This window comes from Pseudomonas aeruginosa, from assembly GCF_001457615.1.
In the GTDB taxonomy this organism is placed as follows: domain Bacteria; phylum Pseudomonadota; class Gammaproteobacteria; order Pseudomonadales; family Pseudomonadaceae; genus Pseudomonas; species Pseudomonas aeruginosa.
The window spans coordinates 2,882,161-2,899,782 of record NZ_LN831024.1 but is presented as its reverse complement, the minus strand read 5'-3'; the positions used below and the strand labels follow the sequence as shown (position 1 = coordinate 2,899,782).

15 protein-coding genes and 1 pseudogene are annotated in these 17,622 nt (G+C 69.4%); 8 read left to right on the top strand and 8 right to left on the bottom strand.

Annotation, left to right across the window (positions count from 1 at the left end):
• Positions 1 to 31: 31 nt before the first annotated feature.
• Positions 32 to 964 carry a carbohydrate kinase family protein gene (locus AT700_RS13290; protein WP_046095029.1) on the top strand — a complete coding sequence of 311 codons (933 nt, stop codon included), beginning with the start codon at positions 32 to 34 and terminating at the stop codon, positions 962 to 964.
• A 42-nt stretch (positions 965 to 1,006) separates the two neighbouring features.
• Here the strand turns inward: AT700_RS13290 and AT700_RS13285 are convergent, their stop codons facing one another.
• Entirely contained in the window at positions 1,007 to 2,242 is a 1,236-nt protein-coding gene (locus tag AT700_RS13285; RefSeq protein ID WP_048521091.1) for an NAD(P)/FAD-dependent oxidoreductase, read from the bottom strand.
• 418 nt (positions 2,243 to 2,660) lie between these two features.
• On the opposite strand from AT700_RS13285, the gene AT700_RS13280 reads away from it, so the two are divergent.
• The 7 genes and pseudogenes from AT700_RS13280 (at position 2,661) to AT700_RS13250 (ending at position 10,403) form a co-directional block, all read left to right on the top strand.
• Positions 2,661 to 3,896, top strand: a complete 1,236-nt coding sequence (locus AT700_RS13280; protein ID WP_003106870.1) for an SfnB family sulfur acquisition oxidoreductase — start codon at positions 2,661 to 2,663, stop codon at positions 3,894 to 3,896.
• Between the two features lie 10 nt (positions 3,897 to 3,906).
• Positions 3,907 to 5,123 (top strand): annotated as a pseudogene (locus AT700_RS13275) (SfnB family sulfur acquisition oxidoreductase).
• A gap of 17 nt (positions 5,124 to 5,140) precedes the next feature.
• Entirely contained in the window at positions 5,141 to 6,529 is a 1,389-nt protein-coding gene (locus AT700_RS13270; RefSeq protein ID WP_003106871.1) for an LLM class flavin-dependent oxidoreductase, read from the top strand.
• A 31-nt stretch (positions 6,530 to 6,560) separates the two neighbouring features.
• Positions 6,561 to 7,355: a MetQ/NlpA family ABC transporter substrate-binding protein gene (locus tag AT700_RS13265; RefSeq protein WP_003115004.1), complete on the top strand. Its 795-nt coding sequence runs from the start codon at positions 6,561 to 6,563 to the stop codon at positions 7,353 to 7,355.
• Complete coding sequence (locus tag AT700_RS13260) at positions 7,352 to 8,461, top strand: methionine ABC transporter ATP-binding protein (protein WP_003144045.1); 1,110 nt, start codon at positions 7,352 to 7,354, stop codon at positions 8,459 to 8,461. The genes AT700_RS13265 and AT700_RS13260 overlap by 4 nt, the downstream gene beginning before the upstream one ends.
• Positions 8,445 to 9,098, top strand: a complete 654-nt coding sequence (locus AT700_RS13255; protein ID WP_003111646.1) for a methionine ABC transporter permease — start codon at positions 8,445 to 8,447, stop codon at positions 9,096 to 9,098. The genes AT700_RS13260 and AT700_RS13255 overlap by 17 nt, the downstream gene beginning before the upstream one ends.
• 177 nt (positions 9,099 to 9,275) lie before the next feature.
• Positions 9,276 to 10,403: a glycerophosphodiester phosphodiesterase gene (locus tag AT700_RS13250; RefSeq protein ID WP_003122702.1), complete on the top strand. Its 1,128-nt coding sequence runs from the start codon at positions 9,276 to 9,278 to the stop codon at positions 10,401 to 10,403.
• A 65-nt stretch (positions 10,404 to 10,468) separates the two neighbouring features.
• On the opposite strand, the gene zapE is transcribed toward AT700_RS13250, so the two are convergent.
• The 7 genes from zapE to AT700_RS13215 all read right to left on the bottom strand — a co-directional run bounded on the left by zapE (position 10,469) and on the right by AT700_RS13215 (position 17,598).
• Positions 10,469 to 11,623, bottom strand: a complete 1,155-nt coding sequence (gene zapE, locus AT700_RS13245) for a cell division protein ZapE (protein ID WP_003450933.1) — start codon at positions 11,621 to 11,623, stop codon at positions 10,469 to 10,471.
• 171 nt (positions 11,624 to 11,794) lie between these two features.
• Positions 11,795 to 12,925 carry a sigma-54 interaction domain-containing protein gene (locus AT700_RS13240; protein ID WP_003111445.1) on the bottom strand — a complete coding sequence of 377 codons (1,131 nt, stop codon included), beginning with the start codon at positions 12,923 to 12,925 and terminating at the stop codon, positions 11,795 to 11,797.
• On the bottom strand, positions 12,922 to 14,106 hold the full coding sequence (locus tag AT700_RS13235) for an acyl-CoA dehydrogenase family protein (protein WP_033945139.1): 1,185 nt from the start codon (positions 14,104 to 14,106) through the stop codon (positions 12,922 to 12,924). Before AT700_RS13235 ends, AT700_RS13240 begins: the two co-directional genes overlap by 4 nt.
• 29 nt (positions 14,107 to 14,135) lie before the next feature.
• The gene (gene ssuD / locus AT700_RS13230; protein WP_003104713.1) at positions 14,136 to 15,281 is read right to left on the bottom strand and encodes an FMNH2-dependent alkanesulfonate monooxygenase; all 1,146 of its coding nucleotides are present in this window, start codon (positions 15,279 to 15,281) and stop codon (positions 14,136 to 14,138) included.
• A gap of 9 nt (positions 15,282 to 15,290) precedes the next feature.
• The gene (gene msuE / locus AT700_RS13225) at positions 15,291 to 15,851 is read right to left on the bottom strand and encodes an FMN reductase (RefSeq protein WP_003089470.1); all 561 of its coding nucleotides are present in this window, start codon (positions 15,849 to 15,851) and stop codon (positions 15,291 to 15,293) included.
• A 159-nt stretch (positions 15,852 to 16,010) separates the two neighbouring features.
• Complete coding sequence (locus AT700_RS13220) at positions 16,011 to 16,277, bottom strand: hypothetical protein (RefSeq protein WP_003104712.1); 267 nt, start codon at positions 16,275 to 16,277, stop codon at positions 16,011 to 16,013.
• A gap of 235 nt (positions 16,278 to 16,512) precedes the next feature.
• Positions 16,513 to 17,598: a sigma-54 interaction domain-containing protein gene (locus tag AT700_RS13215; RefSeq protein WP_003115339.1), complete on the bottom strand. Its 1,086-nt coding sequence runs from the start codon at positions 17,596 to 17,598 to the stop codon at positions 16,513 to 16,515.
• Positions 17,599 to 17,622 lie beyond the last annotated feature (24 nt).

Genomic DNA, 17,622 nt, shown 5'->3' with positions numbered 1-17,622 from the left:
TCCTTCCTCTTCTGGCGTTTTGGAGATCTGCATGTACCTGGTGTGTGGCGAGGCCCTTTTCGATGTCTTCAGCCTGGAAAGCGCTGCGCGCAGCAACGAGCTGGGCTTCACCGCGATCGCCGGCGGCTCGCCGTTCAACGTCGCCGTCGGCCTGCGCCGGCTGGGCGTGGAGGCGGCGCTGTTCGGCGGGCTGTCCAGCGACTACCTGGGCACGCGGCTGCGCCGGGTGCTCGAAGAAGAAGGCGTGGACTGCGGCTTCCTGGTGCCCAGCGACGCCCCGACCACCCTGGCCATGGTCGGCCTCGACGCCAGCGGCTCGGCGCAATACCAGTTCCGCGGCGACGGCTGCGCCGACCGCCAGGTGCGCCTGGAACACCTGCCGACGCTGGATGGGCGGATACGCGGGCTGCACGTCGGCTCCTATACCCTGGTGGTGACACCGGTGGCCGACACCCTGCTGGCGCTGGTCCGGCGCGAGAGCGGCCGGCGCCTGGTCAGCCTGGATCCCAACGTGCGCCTCGACCCGCAGCCGGACACCGACCTCTGGCGGCGCCGGGTCGAGGCCTTCGCCAGTCATGCGCACCTGATCAAGGCCAGCGAGGAAGACCTGGCCCTGCTCTACCCCGGGCGCGACCCCGGCGAGGTGGCCCGCGGCTGGCTGAACCCGCGCTGCCGGCTGGTCTTCGTCACCCACGGCGGGGCCGGCGCCAGCGTGCACTGCACCCACGGCAGCTGGAGTCGCCCGGCGGATACCGCCCTGCCACTGCGCGATACGGTCGGCGCCGGCGATACCTTCCAGGCGGCGACCCTCGCCTACCTCCGCCGCCTCGACGCCGACAGCCCGGCCGGGCTAGCCGCGCTGTCGCGGGAAGCGATCGACGCGATGCTCGCCTTCGCCATCCGCGCGGCGGCGGTCACCTGCTCGCGGGTGGGGCCGGACCTGCCGTTCGCCCACGAGCTTTGAGGCCGGCCGTGCGGAGGGTCAGGCCGAGGGCTGCCGCCCGGTCTAGCGCCCCGGCCGCGCCAGCCACTCCCGGCCCTTGAGCATGGCGTTCCAGTACACCCAGGGCAGTACGTGGCGCTTGAGCAGCCAGGCGAAGCGGCTGGCCGCGGTGGGCTCCAGCGGGAAGGTCGGCAGCAGCTTGCCGGCATAGCCGAACTCCGCCAGCACCACCCGGCCGCGCTCGACGGTCAGCGGACAACCGCCGTAGCCGTCGTAGCGCAGCGGCAGGCCACGGCCGCTGCGCAGGCCGAGAAGGTTCTCGGCCACCACCACGATCTGCTTGCGCGCCGCCGCCGCGGTCTTCGCGTTGGCGGTGCCGCAGACATCGCCGAGGGCGAAGATCTCGCCATGGCGGACATGTTGCAGGGTCGCCGGGTCGACTTCGCACCAGCCGGCCGCGTCGCCCAGGCCGCTGGCGGCGACGAAGGTCGGCGGCAGCTGCGGCGGCACCACGTGCAGCAGGTCGAAGTCCTTTTCCGCCAGATTGGTGTTGCCGTCGGCGTCCTTCACCTCGAACCAGGCCTTGCGCGCCGCGCCGTCGACCTTCACCAGGTTGGAATTGAACGCCAGCTCGGCCGAATACTTGCGCACGTACTCCATCAGCGGCGGAACGAAATCGGCGACACCGAACAACGCCGCGCCGGCCAGGTCGAACTCGACCTCGATGTCCTGCAGCACGCCCTCCCGCAGCCAGTGGTCGCAGGACAGGTACATGGCCTTCTGCGGCGCCCCGGCGCACTTGATCGGCATCGCCGGCTGGGTGAACAGCGCCTTGCCGCCGCGCAGGCCGCGCACCAGCTCCCAGGTGTAGGGCGCCAGGTCGTAGCGGTAGTTGGAGGTGACGCCGTTGCGCCCCAGGGTCTCCTCCAGGCCCTCGATGCGCTCCCAGGCCAGGCGCAGGCCGGGGCAGACGATCAGGTTGCGGTATTCCAGGCTGTCGCCGCCCTCCAGCAACAGTCGGCGCGCCTCGGGGTCGACCCGCTCGACGCGGGTGCGCAACCACTCCACGCCGGGCGGGACCAGCCCGGCCATCGGCCGCGCGGTGTCGCCCTGTGCGTAGGTGCCGCCACCGACCAGGGTCCAGCCCGGTTGGTAGTAGTGGGTGTCCGCCGGCTCGATCAGGCTGATACGCAACCCCGGCGAACGTTTCAGCAGGCTGGCGATCACGCCGATGCCGGCCGCGCCGCCGCCGATCACGGCGATGTCGGTGGTGAGTTCTGAAGCGTTAGCGCTCTGCATGGGAGTTCCTTCGACGATCCGAGTGGGTGGACGCGCGCCAGGCCGCCGCGCGCGAAACCCTATCACCCTAGCAGCACGGCGCCGGCGCGCGGCATCCGGCTGTAATCCGCCGGTAACTGTTGCCCTGGCAACAGCGGAGCAACAGGCAGCGCCCGCGGACCAGCAGAAACTGTTGGAGAAAACCTCCAACTCTTTGATTTTTCTATGGATTAGCAAACGGCACGGCTTGTGCAAACAGACCCGGCAGAGGCTTGGCGATCGCGCCAGCCACCTATCCGAACTGCCAGAGGTGCCCAGCGAGCATGTCGTTACCGCCTGTTTCCCCTCCCTCCTCCAGGCGTTCCACCCGCACCACCGAACCCGCGAGCCGCGCCACACCGATGCCGCTGGCGGAACCACCACGCTGCAAGGCTGAACCATGACCGACGAAACCGCACCCAAGGATCTTCGTGACCAGGCGCCCCGGCTACTCCCGGCACGCCTCATCGAGAACGACGCCCAGGCGTTGCAGGCCGCCCACGAGGTAGCCGGACTGGCCCGTCGCGAAGCGGCGCTACGCGACCGCGAACGACGCCTGCCCTGGCAGGAACTGGAACTCTTCACCCGCCTCGGCCTGGGCGGCATCGGCATTCCCCGCGCCCATGGCGGCGCGCAGGTTTCCCATGTGACCCTGGCCGAGGTGTTCCGTGTCATCTGTGCCGCCGACCCGGCCCTCGGACAGATTCCGCAGAACCAGTTCGGCCTGCTCAGCGTGATCGACAACGTCGCCAGCCCGGCGCAGAAACGCAAGCTGTTCCGTGGCATCCTCGACGGCCGCCGGCTGGCCAACGCCGGCCCGGAGCGCAATACCCGCCACACCCTGGAGCTGAAGGCGCGGGTCCGTCGCGACGGCGACGGCTACCGGGTCAGCGGCGAGAAGTTCTACTCCACCGGAGCCTTGTTCGCCCACTGGGTGGCGGTCAAGGCCATCGACGAGGAAGAACGCGCGGTGATGCTCTTCGTCGAGCGCGGCGCTCCCGGCCTGCGCATCGTCGACGACTGGTCCGGCTTCGGCCAGCGCACCACCGCCAGCGGCACGGTACTGCTGGACGAGGTTCCGGTAGCCGGCGACATGCTGATCCACAACGGCCTGCTGGCCGAGATCCCGAGCCTCCAGGGCGCCGTCTCGCAACTGATCCAGGCCGCCATCGACGCCGGCATCGCCCAGGCGGCGCTGGACGACGCCCAGGCTTTCGTCCGCGAACGCAGCCGGCCCTGGATCGACGCCCAGGTCGAACGCGCCAGCGATGAGCTCTACAGCATCGCCGAGGTCGGCCGCCTGCAAATCGAGCTGCACGCCGCCAACGCCCTGCTGGAGAAGGCCGGCCAGGTCCTCGACGAAGTGGCCGCGCGGCCGGTGGACGCCGAGTCGGCGGCACGCGCCTCGATCGCCGTGGCCGAGGCCAAGGTGCTGAGCACCGAGATCAGCCTGGCCGCCAGCGAGAAGCTCTTCGAGCTGGCCGGCAGCCGTGCCACGCTCGCCGAGTTCAACCTCGACCGGCACTGGCGCAACGCCCGCACCCATACCCTGCACGACCCGGTGCGCTGGAAAGTCCACGCGGTCGGCGACTACTACCTGAACGGCGCCCGTCCGGCGCGTCACTCATGGATCTGAGGAGCGCCCGATGAGCCTCGCACACGCTACGCGCGACAATCCCACGGCCGCTGCCCATCGCATCGGCAGCGACGACGAAGCCCTGGAAACGGCCCGCGAGCTGGCCGCCCTGTTCGCCCGCGAAAGCATCCAGCGCGACCGCGAGCGGCGCCTGCCGCTGGAAGAACTGGAACTGTTCTCCCGCTCCGGCCTGTGGGGCATCGCGGTGCCCGCGAATACGGCGGGGCCGGCGTCTCGCGGGTGACCCTGGCGAAGGTGGTGGCGATCGTCAGCGCCGCCGACAGTTCCCTGGGGCAGATTCCGCAGAACCATTTCTACGCCCTCGAAGTGCTGCGGGTGAACGGCTCGCCGGCGCAGAAAGGTCGCCTGTTCGGCGCCGCCCTGGCCGGCGAGCGTTTCGGCAACGCCCTGGCCGAGATCGGCACGCGTACCGCCAGCGAGCGCCGTACCCGCCTGCGCGCCGACGGCGACGGCTACCGCCTGGACGGGCGCAAGTTCTACTGCACCGGCGCACTCTACGCGCAGCGGGTGCCGACCCTGGCGGTGGACGACGAGGGCCGCCAGCAACTGGCCTTCGTCCCGCGCGACAGCGCCGGGCTGGAAATCGTCGACGACTGGTCCGGCTTCGGTCAACGCACCACCGGCAGCGGTTCGGCGCTGTTCGACCGGGTAGCGGTGGCCGCCGAGGACGTGGTCTCGTTCCAGGACGCCTTCGAGCGCCCGACCACCGTCGGCCCGCTGGCACAGATCCTCCACGCGGCGATCGACGCCGGGATCGCCCGCGGCGCCTTCGAGGACACCCTGCGTTTCGTCCGCGAGCGCGCCCGGCCCTGGGTCGACTCCGGCGTCGACAAGGCCAGCGACGACCCACTGACCATCCATGAGATCGGCCGCCTGGCGATCCGCCTGCACGCCGCCGAAGCGCTGCTGGAGCGTGCCGGGCGGGTGCTCGACCGGGCCACCGCCGAGCCGGACGCGGAAAGCGTGGCGGCCGCCTCGATCGCCGTCGCCGAAGCCCGCGCGCTGACCACCGAGGTCGCCCTGCTGGCCGGCAGCAAGCTGATCGAGCTTGGCGGCAGCCGCGCCTGTCTCGCCGAACTCGGTCTCGACCGCCACTGGCGCAACGCCCGCGTACACACCCTGCACGACCCGGTGCGCTGGAAGTACCACGCGGTCGGCGACTACTACCTCAACGGCCGCCTGCCGCCACGCCGCGGCACGCTCTGAACGCCGAAGGAACCGCCATGAGCAAGAAGCAGATTCTCCTAAACGCCTTCAGCATGAATTGCGTCGGCCATATCAACCACGGCCTCTGGACCCACCCGCGCGACCGCTCCAGCGACTACCGCAAACTGCGCCACTGGACCGAGCTGGCCCGGCTGCTGGAGCGCGGCCTGTTCGACGGCCTGTTCATCGCCGATATCCTCGGCGTCTACGACGTCTACCAGGGCGGCATCGAGGTGACCGCCCGCGAAGCCGTCCAGTTGCCGGTGAACGACCCGCTGATGCTGGTCTCGGCCATGGCCGGGGTCACCGAGCACCTGGGTTTCGGCGTCACCGCCAACCTCACCTACGAGGCGCCCTACCCGTTCGCCCGGCGGCTCTCGACCCTCGACCACCTGAGCGACGGGCGGATCGGCTGGAACATCGTCACCGGCTACCTGGAAAGCGCGGCCAAGGCCATGGGCCAGTCCGCGCAGATCGAGCACGACCGCCGCTACGACCGCGCCGACGAGTACCTGGAGGTCCTCTACAAGCTCTGGGAGGGCAGCTGGGAAGACGACGCGGTGCTCGCCGACCGCCAGCGACGGGTCTACGCGCGGCCGGAGAAGATCCACAAGATCCGCCACCATGGCGAGTTCTACCAGGTCGAGGGCTACCACCTCGCCGAGCCCTCTCCACAGCGCACCCCGGTGCTGTTCCAGGCCGGCTCCTCGGAGCGTGGCCTGGCCTTCGCCGCGCGCCACGCCGAATGCGTGTTTGTCTCCGGACAGACCCGCGAGGCCACCCGCCAACTGGTGCAGCGCATCCGCGCGGCGGTGGTCGGCGCCGGCCGTCGCGCCGAGGACATCAGGATCTTCATGGGCATCAACGTGATCGTCGCCGCCACCGCGGCCGAGGCCCGCGACAAGCATGCCGAGTACCGCCGCTACGCCAGCCCCGAGGCCGGCCTGGCGCACTTCGCCAGCTCCAGCGGCATCGACCTGTCGCGCTACGGACTCGACGAGCCGATCCGCTACGAGAAGAACAACGCCATCGAGTCGGTGGTGAAGAACCTCACCGTGGCGCGCACCGACTCCACCGTGCGCAAGCTCCTCGACCAGTTGGCCCTGGGCGGCCGCTACGTGACCCTGGTAGGCGACCCGCGCCAGGTCGCCGACGACCTCGAAGGCTGGATCGCCGATACCGGCCTGGACGGCTTCAACCTGACCCGCACCGTGGAGCCGGAGAGCTACGCCGACTTCATCGACCTGGTGGTGCCCGAGTTGCAGGCACGCGGCAGCTACAAGACCGCCTACGCACCCGGCACCCTGCGGGAGAAGCTCTTCGGCGGCGGCCGCGCGCGCCTGCAGGCGGAACACGCCGGCGCCGCCTTCCGCCAGCCCCCGGCCGCGCGCCAGCGCCAGGCCTGACCCCACTTTCCCTTTCGTTCAGGAGCCCACCATGCTGAACACCCTGAAAACCCTGAGCCTGGCCGTCCTCCTCGGCAGCGGCCCGGCCCAGGCCGCCGACGCCCCGCTGAAGATCGGCACCACCGCCGCCTTCGCCCCGCCGCTGGAAGTCGCCGTGAGCGAAGCCGGCAAGCAGGGACTGAAGGTCGAACTGGTCGAGTTCAGCGACTGGAACGCCCCCAACATCACCCTCGCCCAGGGCGACATCGACGCCAACTACTTCCAGCACGTGCCCTTCCTGGAAAACGCCAACCGCGAAGGCGGCTTCCAGTTGAAGCCGTTCGCGCCGGGGATCATCAACAACGTCGGGCTCTATTCGAAGCGCTACGCCAGCCTCGCAGAGTTGCCGGAAGGCGCCAGCGTGGCCATCGCCAACGACCCGATCAATGGCGGCCGCGGCCTGCAACTGCTACAGAAGGCCGGCCTGCTGAAGCTCAGGGACGGCGTCGGCTACAAGGCGACCCTCGACGATATCGTCGACAACCCGAAGGACATCCGCATCACCGAGCTGGAGGCGGTGCAACTGGCGCGCGCCCTCGACGATTTCGACCTGGCCCAGGGCTACCCGCACTACCTGCGCCTGGCCGGGACCATCGACCCGACCCGGGCACTGCTGTTCGACGGGATCGACAACCGGGAATACGTGATCCAGTTCGTCACCCGCGGCGACTACCAGGACCGCGATGGCCGCCTGGCGCGCTTCGTCGACATCTACCAGCATTCACCGGTGGTCCGCGCCGCGCTGGACAAGGCCCATGGCACGCTGTACCAGCCGGGCTGGGAGTGACGGCCATGACCGTTCCCCCGAGCCTGCTGCCCCTCGAACCGTTCCCGACGGCGCCCGACACGCGCGCCTCCACGCCGCACATCCGTCTCCACGGCCTGGGCAAGCGCTACCCCGGTGGAGTCCAGGCCCTGCGGGAGATCGACCTGGAAATCCGCCGCGGCGAAGTGTTCGGCATCATCGGCCGCAGCGGCGCCGGAAAGTCCTCGCTGATCCGCACCCTCAATCGCCTGGAGCGTCCCAGCGAGGGGCAGGTGCTGATCGACGACGAAGACATCGGCGGCTACGACGGCCAGCGCCTGGTCGCCCTGCGCCGACGCATCGGCATGATCTTCCAGCACTTCAACCTGATGTCGGCCAAGACCGTGTGGCAGAACATCGCCCTGCCGCTGCGGGTGGCCGGGGTGCCCCGGGCACGGATCGAGGAGCGGGTCGCCGGGCTGCTGCAACTGGTCGGCCTGGAGGAAAAACGCGACGCCTATCCGGCACAGCTCTCCGGCGGGCAGAAACAGCGCGTCGGCATCGCCCGCGCGCTGGTGCACCAGCCGCAGATACTGCTCTGCGACGAAGCCACCTCGGCGCTGGACCCGGAGAGCACCCAGGCGATCCTCGCGCTGCTGCGCGACATCAACCGCCGGCTGGGCCTGACCATCGTCCTGATCACCCACGAGATGGCGGTCATCCGCGAGATCTGCGACCGCGTGGTGGTCCTCGAATGCGGCCGCATCGTCGAACAGGGCGAAGTCTGGGAAGTCTTCGGCGATCCGCGCCATGCCGTCACCCGAAGCCTGCTCGGCAGCCTGCGCGCCGCCCTCCCGGCCGACCTCCAGGCGCGCCTGCGCCAGGCTCCCGGCGCCGGCGACCCGGTGCTGCTCGATCTCCAGTACACCGGCGCCAGCCGACGGGTGCCGGACCTGCTGGCCATCGCCAGGGCCATCGGCCAGCGCGTCGACCTGCTCCACGGCGGCATAGAGCGTATCCAGGGCCGCGCCCTGGGGCGCCTGCTGCTACAGGTCGGCGCGCCGCCCGGCGAGCTTCCCGGCGTGCTGGCCAAGGCCGCGCTGGTGGCGGACAAGGTGGAGGTGCTCGGCCATGTCGCCCATGCTTGAACGGCTCTGGCAAGGTTTCCTCGATACCCTGCTGATGATCGGCGCGTCCTCCGCCATCGTCCTGCTGGTGGGTATCCCGCTGGCCCTGGTGCTGGTCACCACCGGGCCGGGCGGGATCTTCGAGGCGCGCCTGCTCAATCGCATCCTGGGGGGTCTGGTCAACGTGCTGCGCTCGGTACCCTTCCTGATCCTGATGGTGGCGCTGATTCCCTTTACCCGGATGATCGTCGGCACCAGCTATGGAGTCTGGGCCGCGGTGGTGCCGCTGACCATCGCCGCCACGCCGTTCTTCGCGCGGATCGCCGAGGTCAGCCTGCGCGAAGTCGACCACGGCCTGGTGGAGGCGGCCCAGGCGATGGGCTGCGAACGCCGCCACATCATCTGCAACGTACTGTTGCCGGAGGCGCGACCGGGCATCGTCGGCGGCTTCACCATCACCCTGGTGACCATGATCAATTCCTCGGCCATGGCCGGCGCGATCGGTGCCGGCGGCCTGGGCGACCTGGCCTACCGCTACGGCTACCAGCGCTTCGACACCCAGGTGATGCTCACCGTGATCATCGTCCTTGTGCTGCTGGTCACGTTGATCCAGTTCGGCGGCGACCGCCTGGCCCGCCTGCTGAACAAACGCCTGTAGAATCCGCCCTCCCGGCCTGGGAGGGCTGGCGCTTTGCCGAGGGCGACAGGAACCAGCGTCGCCGCGACAGCGCATCTTTCCCCGCGCCGGACAGACCTGTATCTGTCGTCCTCCGGTCATCCGGCGACGCCAGACTGGTCGGCAATCCCGTGAAAAAGAAAGAAGGAAAGGCGCCTCATGCGGCAAAGATTCTGGCAAGGAACATTCAAGACCCTGGGCCTCCTCGGCCTGACGGCGGGGCTCGCCGCCCAGGCCGCGGAGCCGTCCGGCAAGGCCCTCAGCGCCGCCGCCGGCGTGCCCTGGCCGGCGGTCATCGCCCACCGCGGCGCCTCGTACGACGCCCCCGAGGAAACCGCCGCGGCCTACCTGCTGGCCCGCGACCTCGGCGCCGACTATCTGGAAGCCGACGTGCAGCGCAGCCGCGACGGCGTGCTGGTCGCCCTCCACGACGACACCCTGGAGCGCACCACCGACGTCGCCGAGGTCTTCCCGGAGCGCGCCAAGGACCCGGTGAGCAGCTTCACTCTCGCCGAACTCAAGCGCCTGGACGCCGGCTCCTGGTTCAATCGCGCCTTCCCCGAGCGCGCCCGGCCCGGCTTCGTCGGCCTGCGCATCCTCACCCTCGACGAGATGCTCGACATCGCCGAGGGCGGCGCCAACAAGCCGGGCCTGTACCTGGAGACCAAGGTACCGGCGCAATTCCCCGGCATCGAAGACGACCTGCGCAAGCTGCTGGAACGCCGCGGCTGGCTGCAACCCCGCGAGCGCGCCGCCGCCGGGCATGTCGACGTGGCCCACGGCAATGGCCGGGTGATCCTGCAGACCTTCGAGAAGAGCAGCCTGGAACTGCTGCAAGAAAGCATGCCGCAAGTGCCGAAGATTCTCCTGCTGTGGCTCGGCGACGGTTACCTGGAAGCCCGTTCGCCAGTGACCTTCAAGGAATCCGGGGAAACCGACAAGGCGGCCTTCTATGCCAGGCAGGAAGTGAAGTCCGAAGCCGAGTTCGGCGCCTGGCTGGACTGGGCCAAGGCCCACGGCGCGCTGGGCACCGGCCCCTCGGCGACCCTCAGCGAACGCGGCGAACAGAGCTACGCCGACCTGGTGAAACCCTGGATGAACCGCATGACCCACGCGCGCGGGCTGTTCATCCATGCCTACTCGGTGGACTCGGCGGAAGACTTCAAGGCCCTAGGCGCGGCCGGCGTCGACGGTTTCTTCACCAACCGCACCTCGGAACTGCTGAAGTTCCAGGGCCGCCCGGCGGCGCAAGACATGGACGCGCTGCTGCGCCGGCACGGCTACTGAGCCTCGGCCTGGCCGGCGGATGAGCGCGGGCGGCCATCCGCAGTTCCCGCTTCGGCGGCGCGGCGCTAGCCGGCGCTGTCGCTGCCGAAGCGTGCCAGCTGCATCTCGCGCAGCCGGCTGAGGGTGCGACGGAAGGCGAAGGCCAGGTAGCCCTCGGTATAAAGTGCCTCCAACGGCACCCTGGCCTCCAGGTAGAGCGGCACCTTGCGGTCGTAGCATTCGTCCACCAGGGCGATGAAGCGCCGCACGCCGTCGTCGTGCACCGACAACTGCGGCAATTCGCGATCCCCCGCCTCCACCAGTTGCGCGCCGTCCTCGGTGCCACGGGCTATGCGGCCTTCGCGCTGGCCGGCGCTCAGGCACGGCAGGTCGTCCATCAGGATCGCCCGGTAGCGGTCGCAAAGGCCGATGAAGTCCAGCGCCGACAGCGGCGCCTCGCAGAGCTGCGCATAGCTGCACCAGAGCACCGATTCGCTGTGCCGGTGCACCGCCAGCGGGCGGTGCCCCAGTTCGATGGGCTGCGTGGATGCCGCTTCGCCGGCACTCAGGCGCGCGAAGAGTTCGGCGAAACCGCTCGCCTGCCCCGCCTCCACCACCCAGTAGCGTTGCTCGGCCCGGCCGGGATGCAGGCGGTGGTCCTGGCCGCCATCCACCGCGACCACCGCCATGTGCCGCTGGATCGCCTCGATCGCCGGGAGGAAGCGTTCGCGGTTGAAACCGTCGGCGTACAACTGCTCCGGTGGCTGGTTGGAAGTGGCCACCAGCACCACGCCCTCCTCGAACATGATGCGCAGCAGGCTGCCGAGCAGGATGGCATCGCCGATATCGCTGACGAACAGCTCGTCGAAGCACAGCACCCGCACGTCCCGCGCCAACTCGCGGGCCAGGGCGCGCAACGGGTCGGCTGTACCGGTCAGTTCGAACTGGCGCTGGTGCACCCATTGCATGAAGTGGTGGAAGTGCTGGCGCCGCGCGGGCACGCGCAGGCACTGGTAGAAGTGATCCATCAGCCAGGTCTTGCCGCGTCCTACCGGTCCCCACAGGTAGACGCCCTGGATCGCGCCGTGGCGGTGAGCTTCATGCAGGGCCTGGAAACAACGCTCCAGCGCCTCGGCGGCGCGCCGCTGCGCCTCGTCGGGAGCGAAACCGCGCTGTTCCACGGCCTGGCGATAGACGGCGAGCGGCGACATGGCCGGCAGATCGGGAGAGGTATCGGGCATCGGGCAGTTCCACCTGGCGCAGAGCGCGGAGCCAGACGCTCCGCAAAGCGCCGAGTCTACTGCGCCCGGCTGGGTTTGGGCGAATGCCGCAGCGCCGGCACGGCGGATAGTCGCGGGAGGTTGGCCGAATAACCGCTTGCGCTTACCCGCCGCGATCCCGAGCGCCTGAACTCAGATCGACAACCGCACCGCCCGCTCGCCATCGATCCGCTGGCCACCGCGCTTGTTCACCACCAGTTCGCCGATGGCGATCAGCCGCGTGCGCGTGACGTTGCGGCTGAGTCCCAGCAGGTTGGCGGTATGCACCTGGTTGCCGTGGCAGAAACGGTACGCCGCGCGCAGCAGGGCATCTTCGACCCGCCCATGGAGGTTCTCGCCCTGCTCTTCGAACAGACGCTGGAAAGCCTGCTGCAACAAGTGCTCGGCGGCGCCGCTCGCCGGGCCCCCGCGCGCCAGCTCCTCGCCACGCTCCAGGCGCAGGTTGGACAGGTGCAGGTCATCCGCGCGGATCAGCCCGTCGCGGCAGATCAGCAAGGTATGGTGGATGACGTTCTCCAGCTCGCGGATGTTCCCCGGCCAGGAATAGGCACGCAACTTCTGCGCCGCCTCCGGGCTCAACTGGCTCTGGCCGTAGCCCAGGCGACGGCTGTATTCGGCGATGAAGTGGCGGGTCAGCGGCAGGATGTCGCCGGGTCGCTCGCGCAACGGCGACAGTTCGAGACTGACGACATTGAGCCGGTAGTACAGGTCCTCGCGGAAGTGCCCGGCATTGATCGCCCGCTCCAGTTGCACGTTGGTCGCCGCCAGCACGCGCACGTCGATGGGGATGCTCTTGCGCGACCCCAGGCGCACCACCTCGCGCTCCTGCAACACGCGCAGCAACTTGACCTGGATCGGCATCGGCAGGTCGCCGATCTCGTCGAGGAACAGGGTGCCGCCGTTGGCCTCCTCGAACCAGCCGGCCTTGGCCGCCAGGGCGCCGGTGAAGGCACCCTTCTCGTGGCCGAACAGCTCGGCTTCCACGAGTGACTCGGAGAAGGCCCCGCAGTTGACCGCCACGAACGGGCCGTTGCGCCGCGCGCTGAGGTTGTGGATATGCCGCGCCACCAGTTCCTTGCCGGTGCCGGTCTCGCCGATCACCAGCACGCTGGCCTCGCTCGGCGCCACCTGGCGCAGGTGTTCGAGCAGGGCCTGGGACTTCGGATCCTCGAAGACCTGGGCGGTGGCGCGGATCGAGGTCGCCAGGTTCGGCGAACGTGGCAGCGTCAGCAGCCGGTCGGGAGTACGGGTAGAAGCGTTCATGAGTAGAAGGTCGGTTGCGGCGGTGACTGGTTCAGCGCCCAGTCGCCCAGCTCGCGGATCTTGTAGTCCAGCGGGTCGTGCAGGGTCTGGGTGCGCAGGTTGCGCCAGTAGCGGTCCAGGCGCAGGGCGGCGTGAGTGGAGCGGGCGCCGGTGACTTCGAACATGCGGTTGCACAGGTCGAGGCCGTTGCGCGTCGCGGCGACCTTGGCGGCGGCGATGGCCAGGGCCAACTGGCCGCGCTCGCTGGCGTCCAGCGCCGGGCCCTTGGACCAGGCGGCGTCGAGGCGCTGCGCGGCGCGCTCGACCAGCGCCCGGGTGCTTTCCAGGCCGACCCAGAATTCGCCGTAGCGCGCCAGCACATAGGGGTCGGCATTGGCCTCGGCGACCTCGGAGCGGAACCACGGTCGCGCTTCGCGCAGGGTGTACTGGCGAGCCTCCTCGAAGGCGCCTTCGGCGATGCCGAGGAACACCTCGGTGAAGATCAACTGGGCGATCAGCGGCCGCAGGCAGGCGAACGGCGTGCTCAGCGGCCCGGGATCGAGCAGCAACTCGCTCTCCTCCACCCGCACCCGCTCGAAGATCGCGCTGCCGCTGTCGGTCTGCCGCTGGCCCATGTTGTCCCAATCCTGGCCCAGGCTGATACCGCTGCGCGCGGTGGGGATGGCGGCAATCAGCAGCGCCCCGCCCTCGCCGTCCAGTGCCGAGGCGATGAGCATCTCCGAATCGCGGGCGCCGGAGCAGAAGCTCTTCTTCCCGGAGAACTCGCGCCAGCCGTCGAAGCGCCGGGCCACGGTACGGTTGTCCAGCGGGTTCAGCGCGTTGCCCCAGAACCAGCAGTTGCGCGCGGTCAGCTCGAACCACGGCTGCCATTGCTCGGGCCGCGAGAACAGGCGCACGGTGGCCAGCATCAGGTGCTGGAAGCCATAGACGTGGGCGATCGAGCTGTCGACCCGGGCCAGTTCGCGCACGGTTTGCAGGGTTTCGCTCCAGCTCGCCCCCAGGCCGCCGTATTCGCGCGGGATGATCAGCGACAACAGGCCGCTGCGGCGCAACGCGTCGCGCTCGGCCTTCGGGGTACCGCCAGCGACGTCGCGCTCGGCGGCGTTCTCGGCGAAATCGGCGGCCAGGCGCCGGGCGATCTGCAACGGCGTTTGCGCCTCGGGGCGGGTCTTCGCATTCACAGGGGGTTTCTCCTCGGGGGCCCGGCTGCTCAAGCGCCGGCGCGAGCCGGCAGCACGTCGTTGGCGATCATTTCGCCGAACGGCCCGGTCAGGTTGGTCAGCCCACGGCCGGCCAGGCTGGCGTAGGGTTCGGGCAGCAGCGGGAAGACCAGTTCGGCGAAGCGGTAGGCCTCTTCCAGGTGCGGATAGCCGGAGAAGATGAAGCTGTCGATGCCGAGCTCGGCGTATTCCCCGATGCGCTCCGCCACCTGCCGCGGATCGCCGACCAGCGCGGTGCCGGCGCCGCCGCGCACCAGGCCGACCCCGGCCCAGAGGTTCGGCTGGATCTCCAGGCGATCGCGGCGGCCGCCGTGCAGCGCGGCCATGCGTCGCTGGCCTTCGGAGTCGAAACGGGCGAAGGACTGCTGCGCGGCGGCGATGGTCTCGTCGGAGATGTGTTCGATCAGCCTGTCCGCGGCGCGCCAGGCTTCTTCGGCGGTTTCGCGGACGATCACATGCAGGCGGATGCCGAACTTCACCGTACGCCCATGGCGAGCCGCTCGCTGGCGCACGTCGGCGATTTTCGCCGCCACCGCCGGCAACGGCTCGCCCCAGGTCAGGTAGACGTCCACCTGTTCGCCGGCCAGTTCGTGGGCGGCCTCCGAGGAACCGCCGAAGTACAGCGGCGGATACGGCCGTTGCAGCGGCGGATAGAGCGCCTTGGCGTTCTCCACGTGGATGTGCTTGCCGTGGAAGTCCACCGCCTCGCCCTGCAGGACGCGCCGCCAGACCCGAAGGAACTCGTCGGTGACCTCGTAGCGCTCGGCGTGGCCGAGATGGATGCCGTCGCCGCGGTTCTCGTCGGGATCGCCGCCGGTGACCACGTTGATCAGCAGGCGCCCGCCGGACAGGCGGTCGAGGGTCGCCGCCATCCGCGCCGAGACGGTCGGCGAAACGATTCCCGGACGGATCGCCACCAGGAAGCGCAGGCGCTCGGTCAGCGGCGCCAGCGCCGAGGCCACCACCCAGGAGTCCTCGCAGGAGCGTCCGGTGGGGATCAGCACGCCGTGATAGCCAAGGCTGTCGGCCGCCTGTGCCACCTGCTTCAGGTAAGGCAGCGAGACCGGCCGCGCGCCCTGGCTGGTGCCGAGGAAGTGGCCATCGCCGTGGGTCGGGAGGAACCAGAACACGTTCATCGGCGCACCTCAGGCGATCTTCAACAGTTCGGAGCGTCCGCCGAACAGCGGCGCGGCGCGCTCGGCGGCGAGGCGGATGCGCGCCTTCAGCGGCTCGCTGACGATCCGGTAGTTGTCGAAGTCGGCCTCGCTGGCGTAGACCCCGATGGGCAGGGTGATCGCCTGGAAGAAGCTGAACAGCGGGCGCAACTGGTGGTCGAGGACCAGCGCGTGGCGCTCGGTGCCGCCAGTGGCGGCGAGCAGCACCGGGGTGTCGATCAAGGCGTTGAGGTCGATCAGGTCGAACAGGTGCTTGAGCAGGCCCGGATAGGAGCCACGGTAGACCGGCGAGGCGACCAGCAGCAGGTCGGCGCTTTCGATCTCGTCGAGCACCGCCTGCAGTTCCGCCGGCGCCTGGTTGCGCGCCAGGGTAGCGCCCAGCGGCGCGGCGATGTCGGTCAGCTCGATGACCCGGCTGTCGATCGGCAACGACTGGCCAAGCTCGGCGATCAGGGCCTGGGTGAGTACCAGGGTGCGGGACGGGCGATAGGTGCCGCCGGAGACGGCGACGACTTTGAAGGGGCTGGTCATGGGATTTCCCTGTGGACTGTTGCGCTAGGTGCAGTGCCCTGGAGCAAGGGCCGTACCAACGGGGAAATGTGCATTTTCCGGGCAGTTGCGGCGGGTTTCCGGCCTCGGCCTGTCAGCCACGCAACAGCGCTGCTGTCCGACTGTTGCCCGGGCAACAGTTCAGTTCAGCTTGTAGGCCTGGAGCAGGAATATCTGGAATGCCCGCGCCGAATGCTGGTCGCCCGGCGGCAGAACGAACGGCGGCAGGCGCCCCTTGCGGCGCTTGACGTCGGCCCAGCGCTGGCCATTGCGCGAATGGAACTGGCAGAACGGCTGGTCGCCCAGGTAGAACACCCCCGGCCGCGGCTCGCGGATGCGCGGCCAGCGGCGCAGGCAATCCAGCAGCGGGCCTAGGTCGGCGAGTTGTTCCGGCGAACAGTACGGCATGCAGCGATCCTCTTCGCCGGGTCGGGAAACCAAGGTTGCTGTGACTGGAGGACCAGGCGGACTCGGCGCGGCCGGGAAAGCGGCTACCGGGAGCGAGCGACACAGGCGAGCGGAGCGAGGCATGGCGACGTCCCTGGTCCGGCCAACGAGATTCACCGCTCCGTTGTAGAACAGCCGCCGTCCGGGTTCTTGCCGGTTTTGTGGGGGAATTGTGAAAGACTGTAAAGCGCCACGCTCACTTGCCCACCAGCGAGACCACGTTGTGCCGTGGCGAGGTTTCCAGCTCGCCGATCTTCTCCAGGCGGGCGCGCACGATGTTGCGGCTGATCCCCAGCAGGCGTCCGGTCTGCAACTGGTTGCCGTGGCAGAAGCGATAGGCGGCACGGAACACGGTTTCCTCGATGTGCTCGTAGAGATCCTCGCGGTTTTCCTCGAACAGCGCCTGCAGCGCCGCCTCCAACGCCGAGCCGGCGGCGCTTTCGGGAGCGCGGCGCAAGCCGTTCGGCTCCTGGCGCGCACGCATGTCGATGAGGTGCAGGTCGGCCGGCTGGATCAGACGGTTGCGGCAGACCAGCAGCGCGTGGTGGATGGCGTTCTCCAGCTCGCGGATATTGCCCGCCCAGGAATGCCCGAGCAGCTTGCGCTCGGCTTCCGGACTCAGGCTCGCGCTGGTGTAGCCGAGGCGCCGGCAGTGCTCGACGATGAAGTACTCGGCCAGCGGCAGGATATCGCCGCGGCGCTCGCGCAACGGCGGCAGTTGGATGGTCGCCACGTGCAGGCGGTAGAACAGGTCCTCGCGGAAGTGTCCGGCGACCACCGCGTCAGCCAGGTCGACGTTGGTCGCCGCCACCAGCCGCACGTCGATGGGGATCGGCCGGCGCGAACCGAGCCGCACCACCTCGCGTTCCTGCAGCACGCGCAGCAGCTTGACCTGGATGCTCGGCGGCAGGTCGCCGATCTCGTCGAGGAACAGGGTGCCGCCGTTGGCTGCCTCGAACCAGCCGGCCTTGCTCTGCAACGCACCGGTAAAGGCGCCCTTCTCGTGACCGAACAGCTCGCTCTCCACCAGGCTCTCGGCGAAAGCACCGCAGTTGACCGCGACGAACGGGCCGCCGTTGCGTCCGCTGAGGGCGTGGATATGGCGCGCCACCAGCTCCTTGCCGGTGCCGGTCTCGCCGATGACCAGCGCGTTGGCCTCGCTGGGCGCCAGGCGCTCGATGCGCTCCAGCAGCTCGCGGGAACGGGGGTCGTTGAACACCAGCACGGTGGCGCGCACCGATTTGGTCAGCTCGCGGGCGTGGGGATGGGTGATGACGGACATGCTGGGTTCCGAGCCGGGGAATGT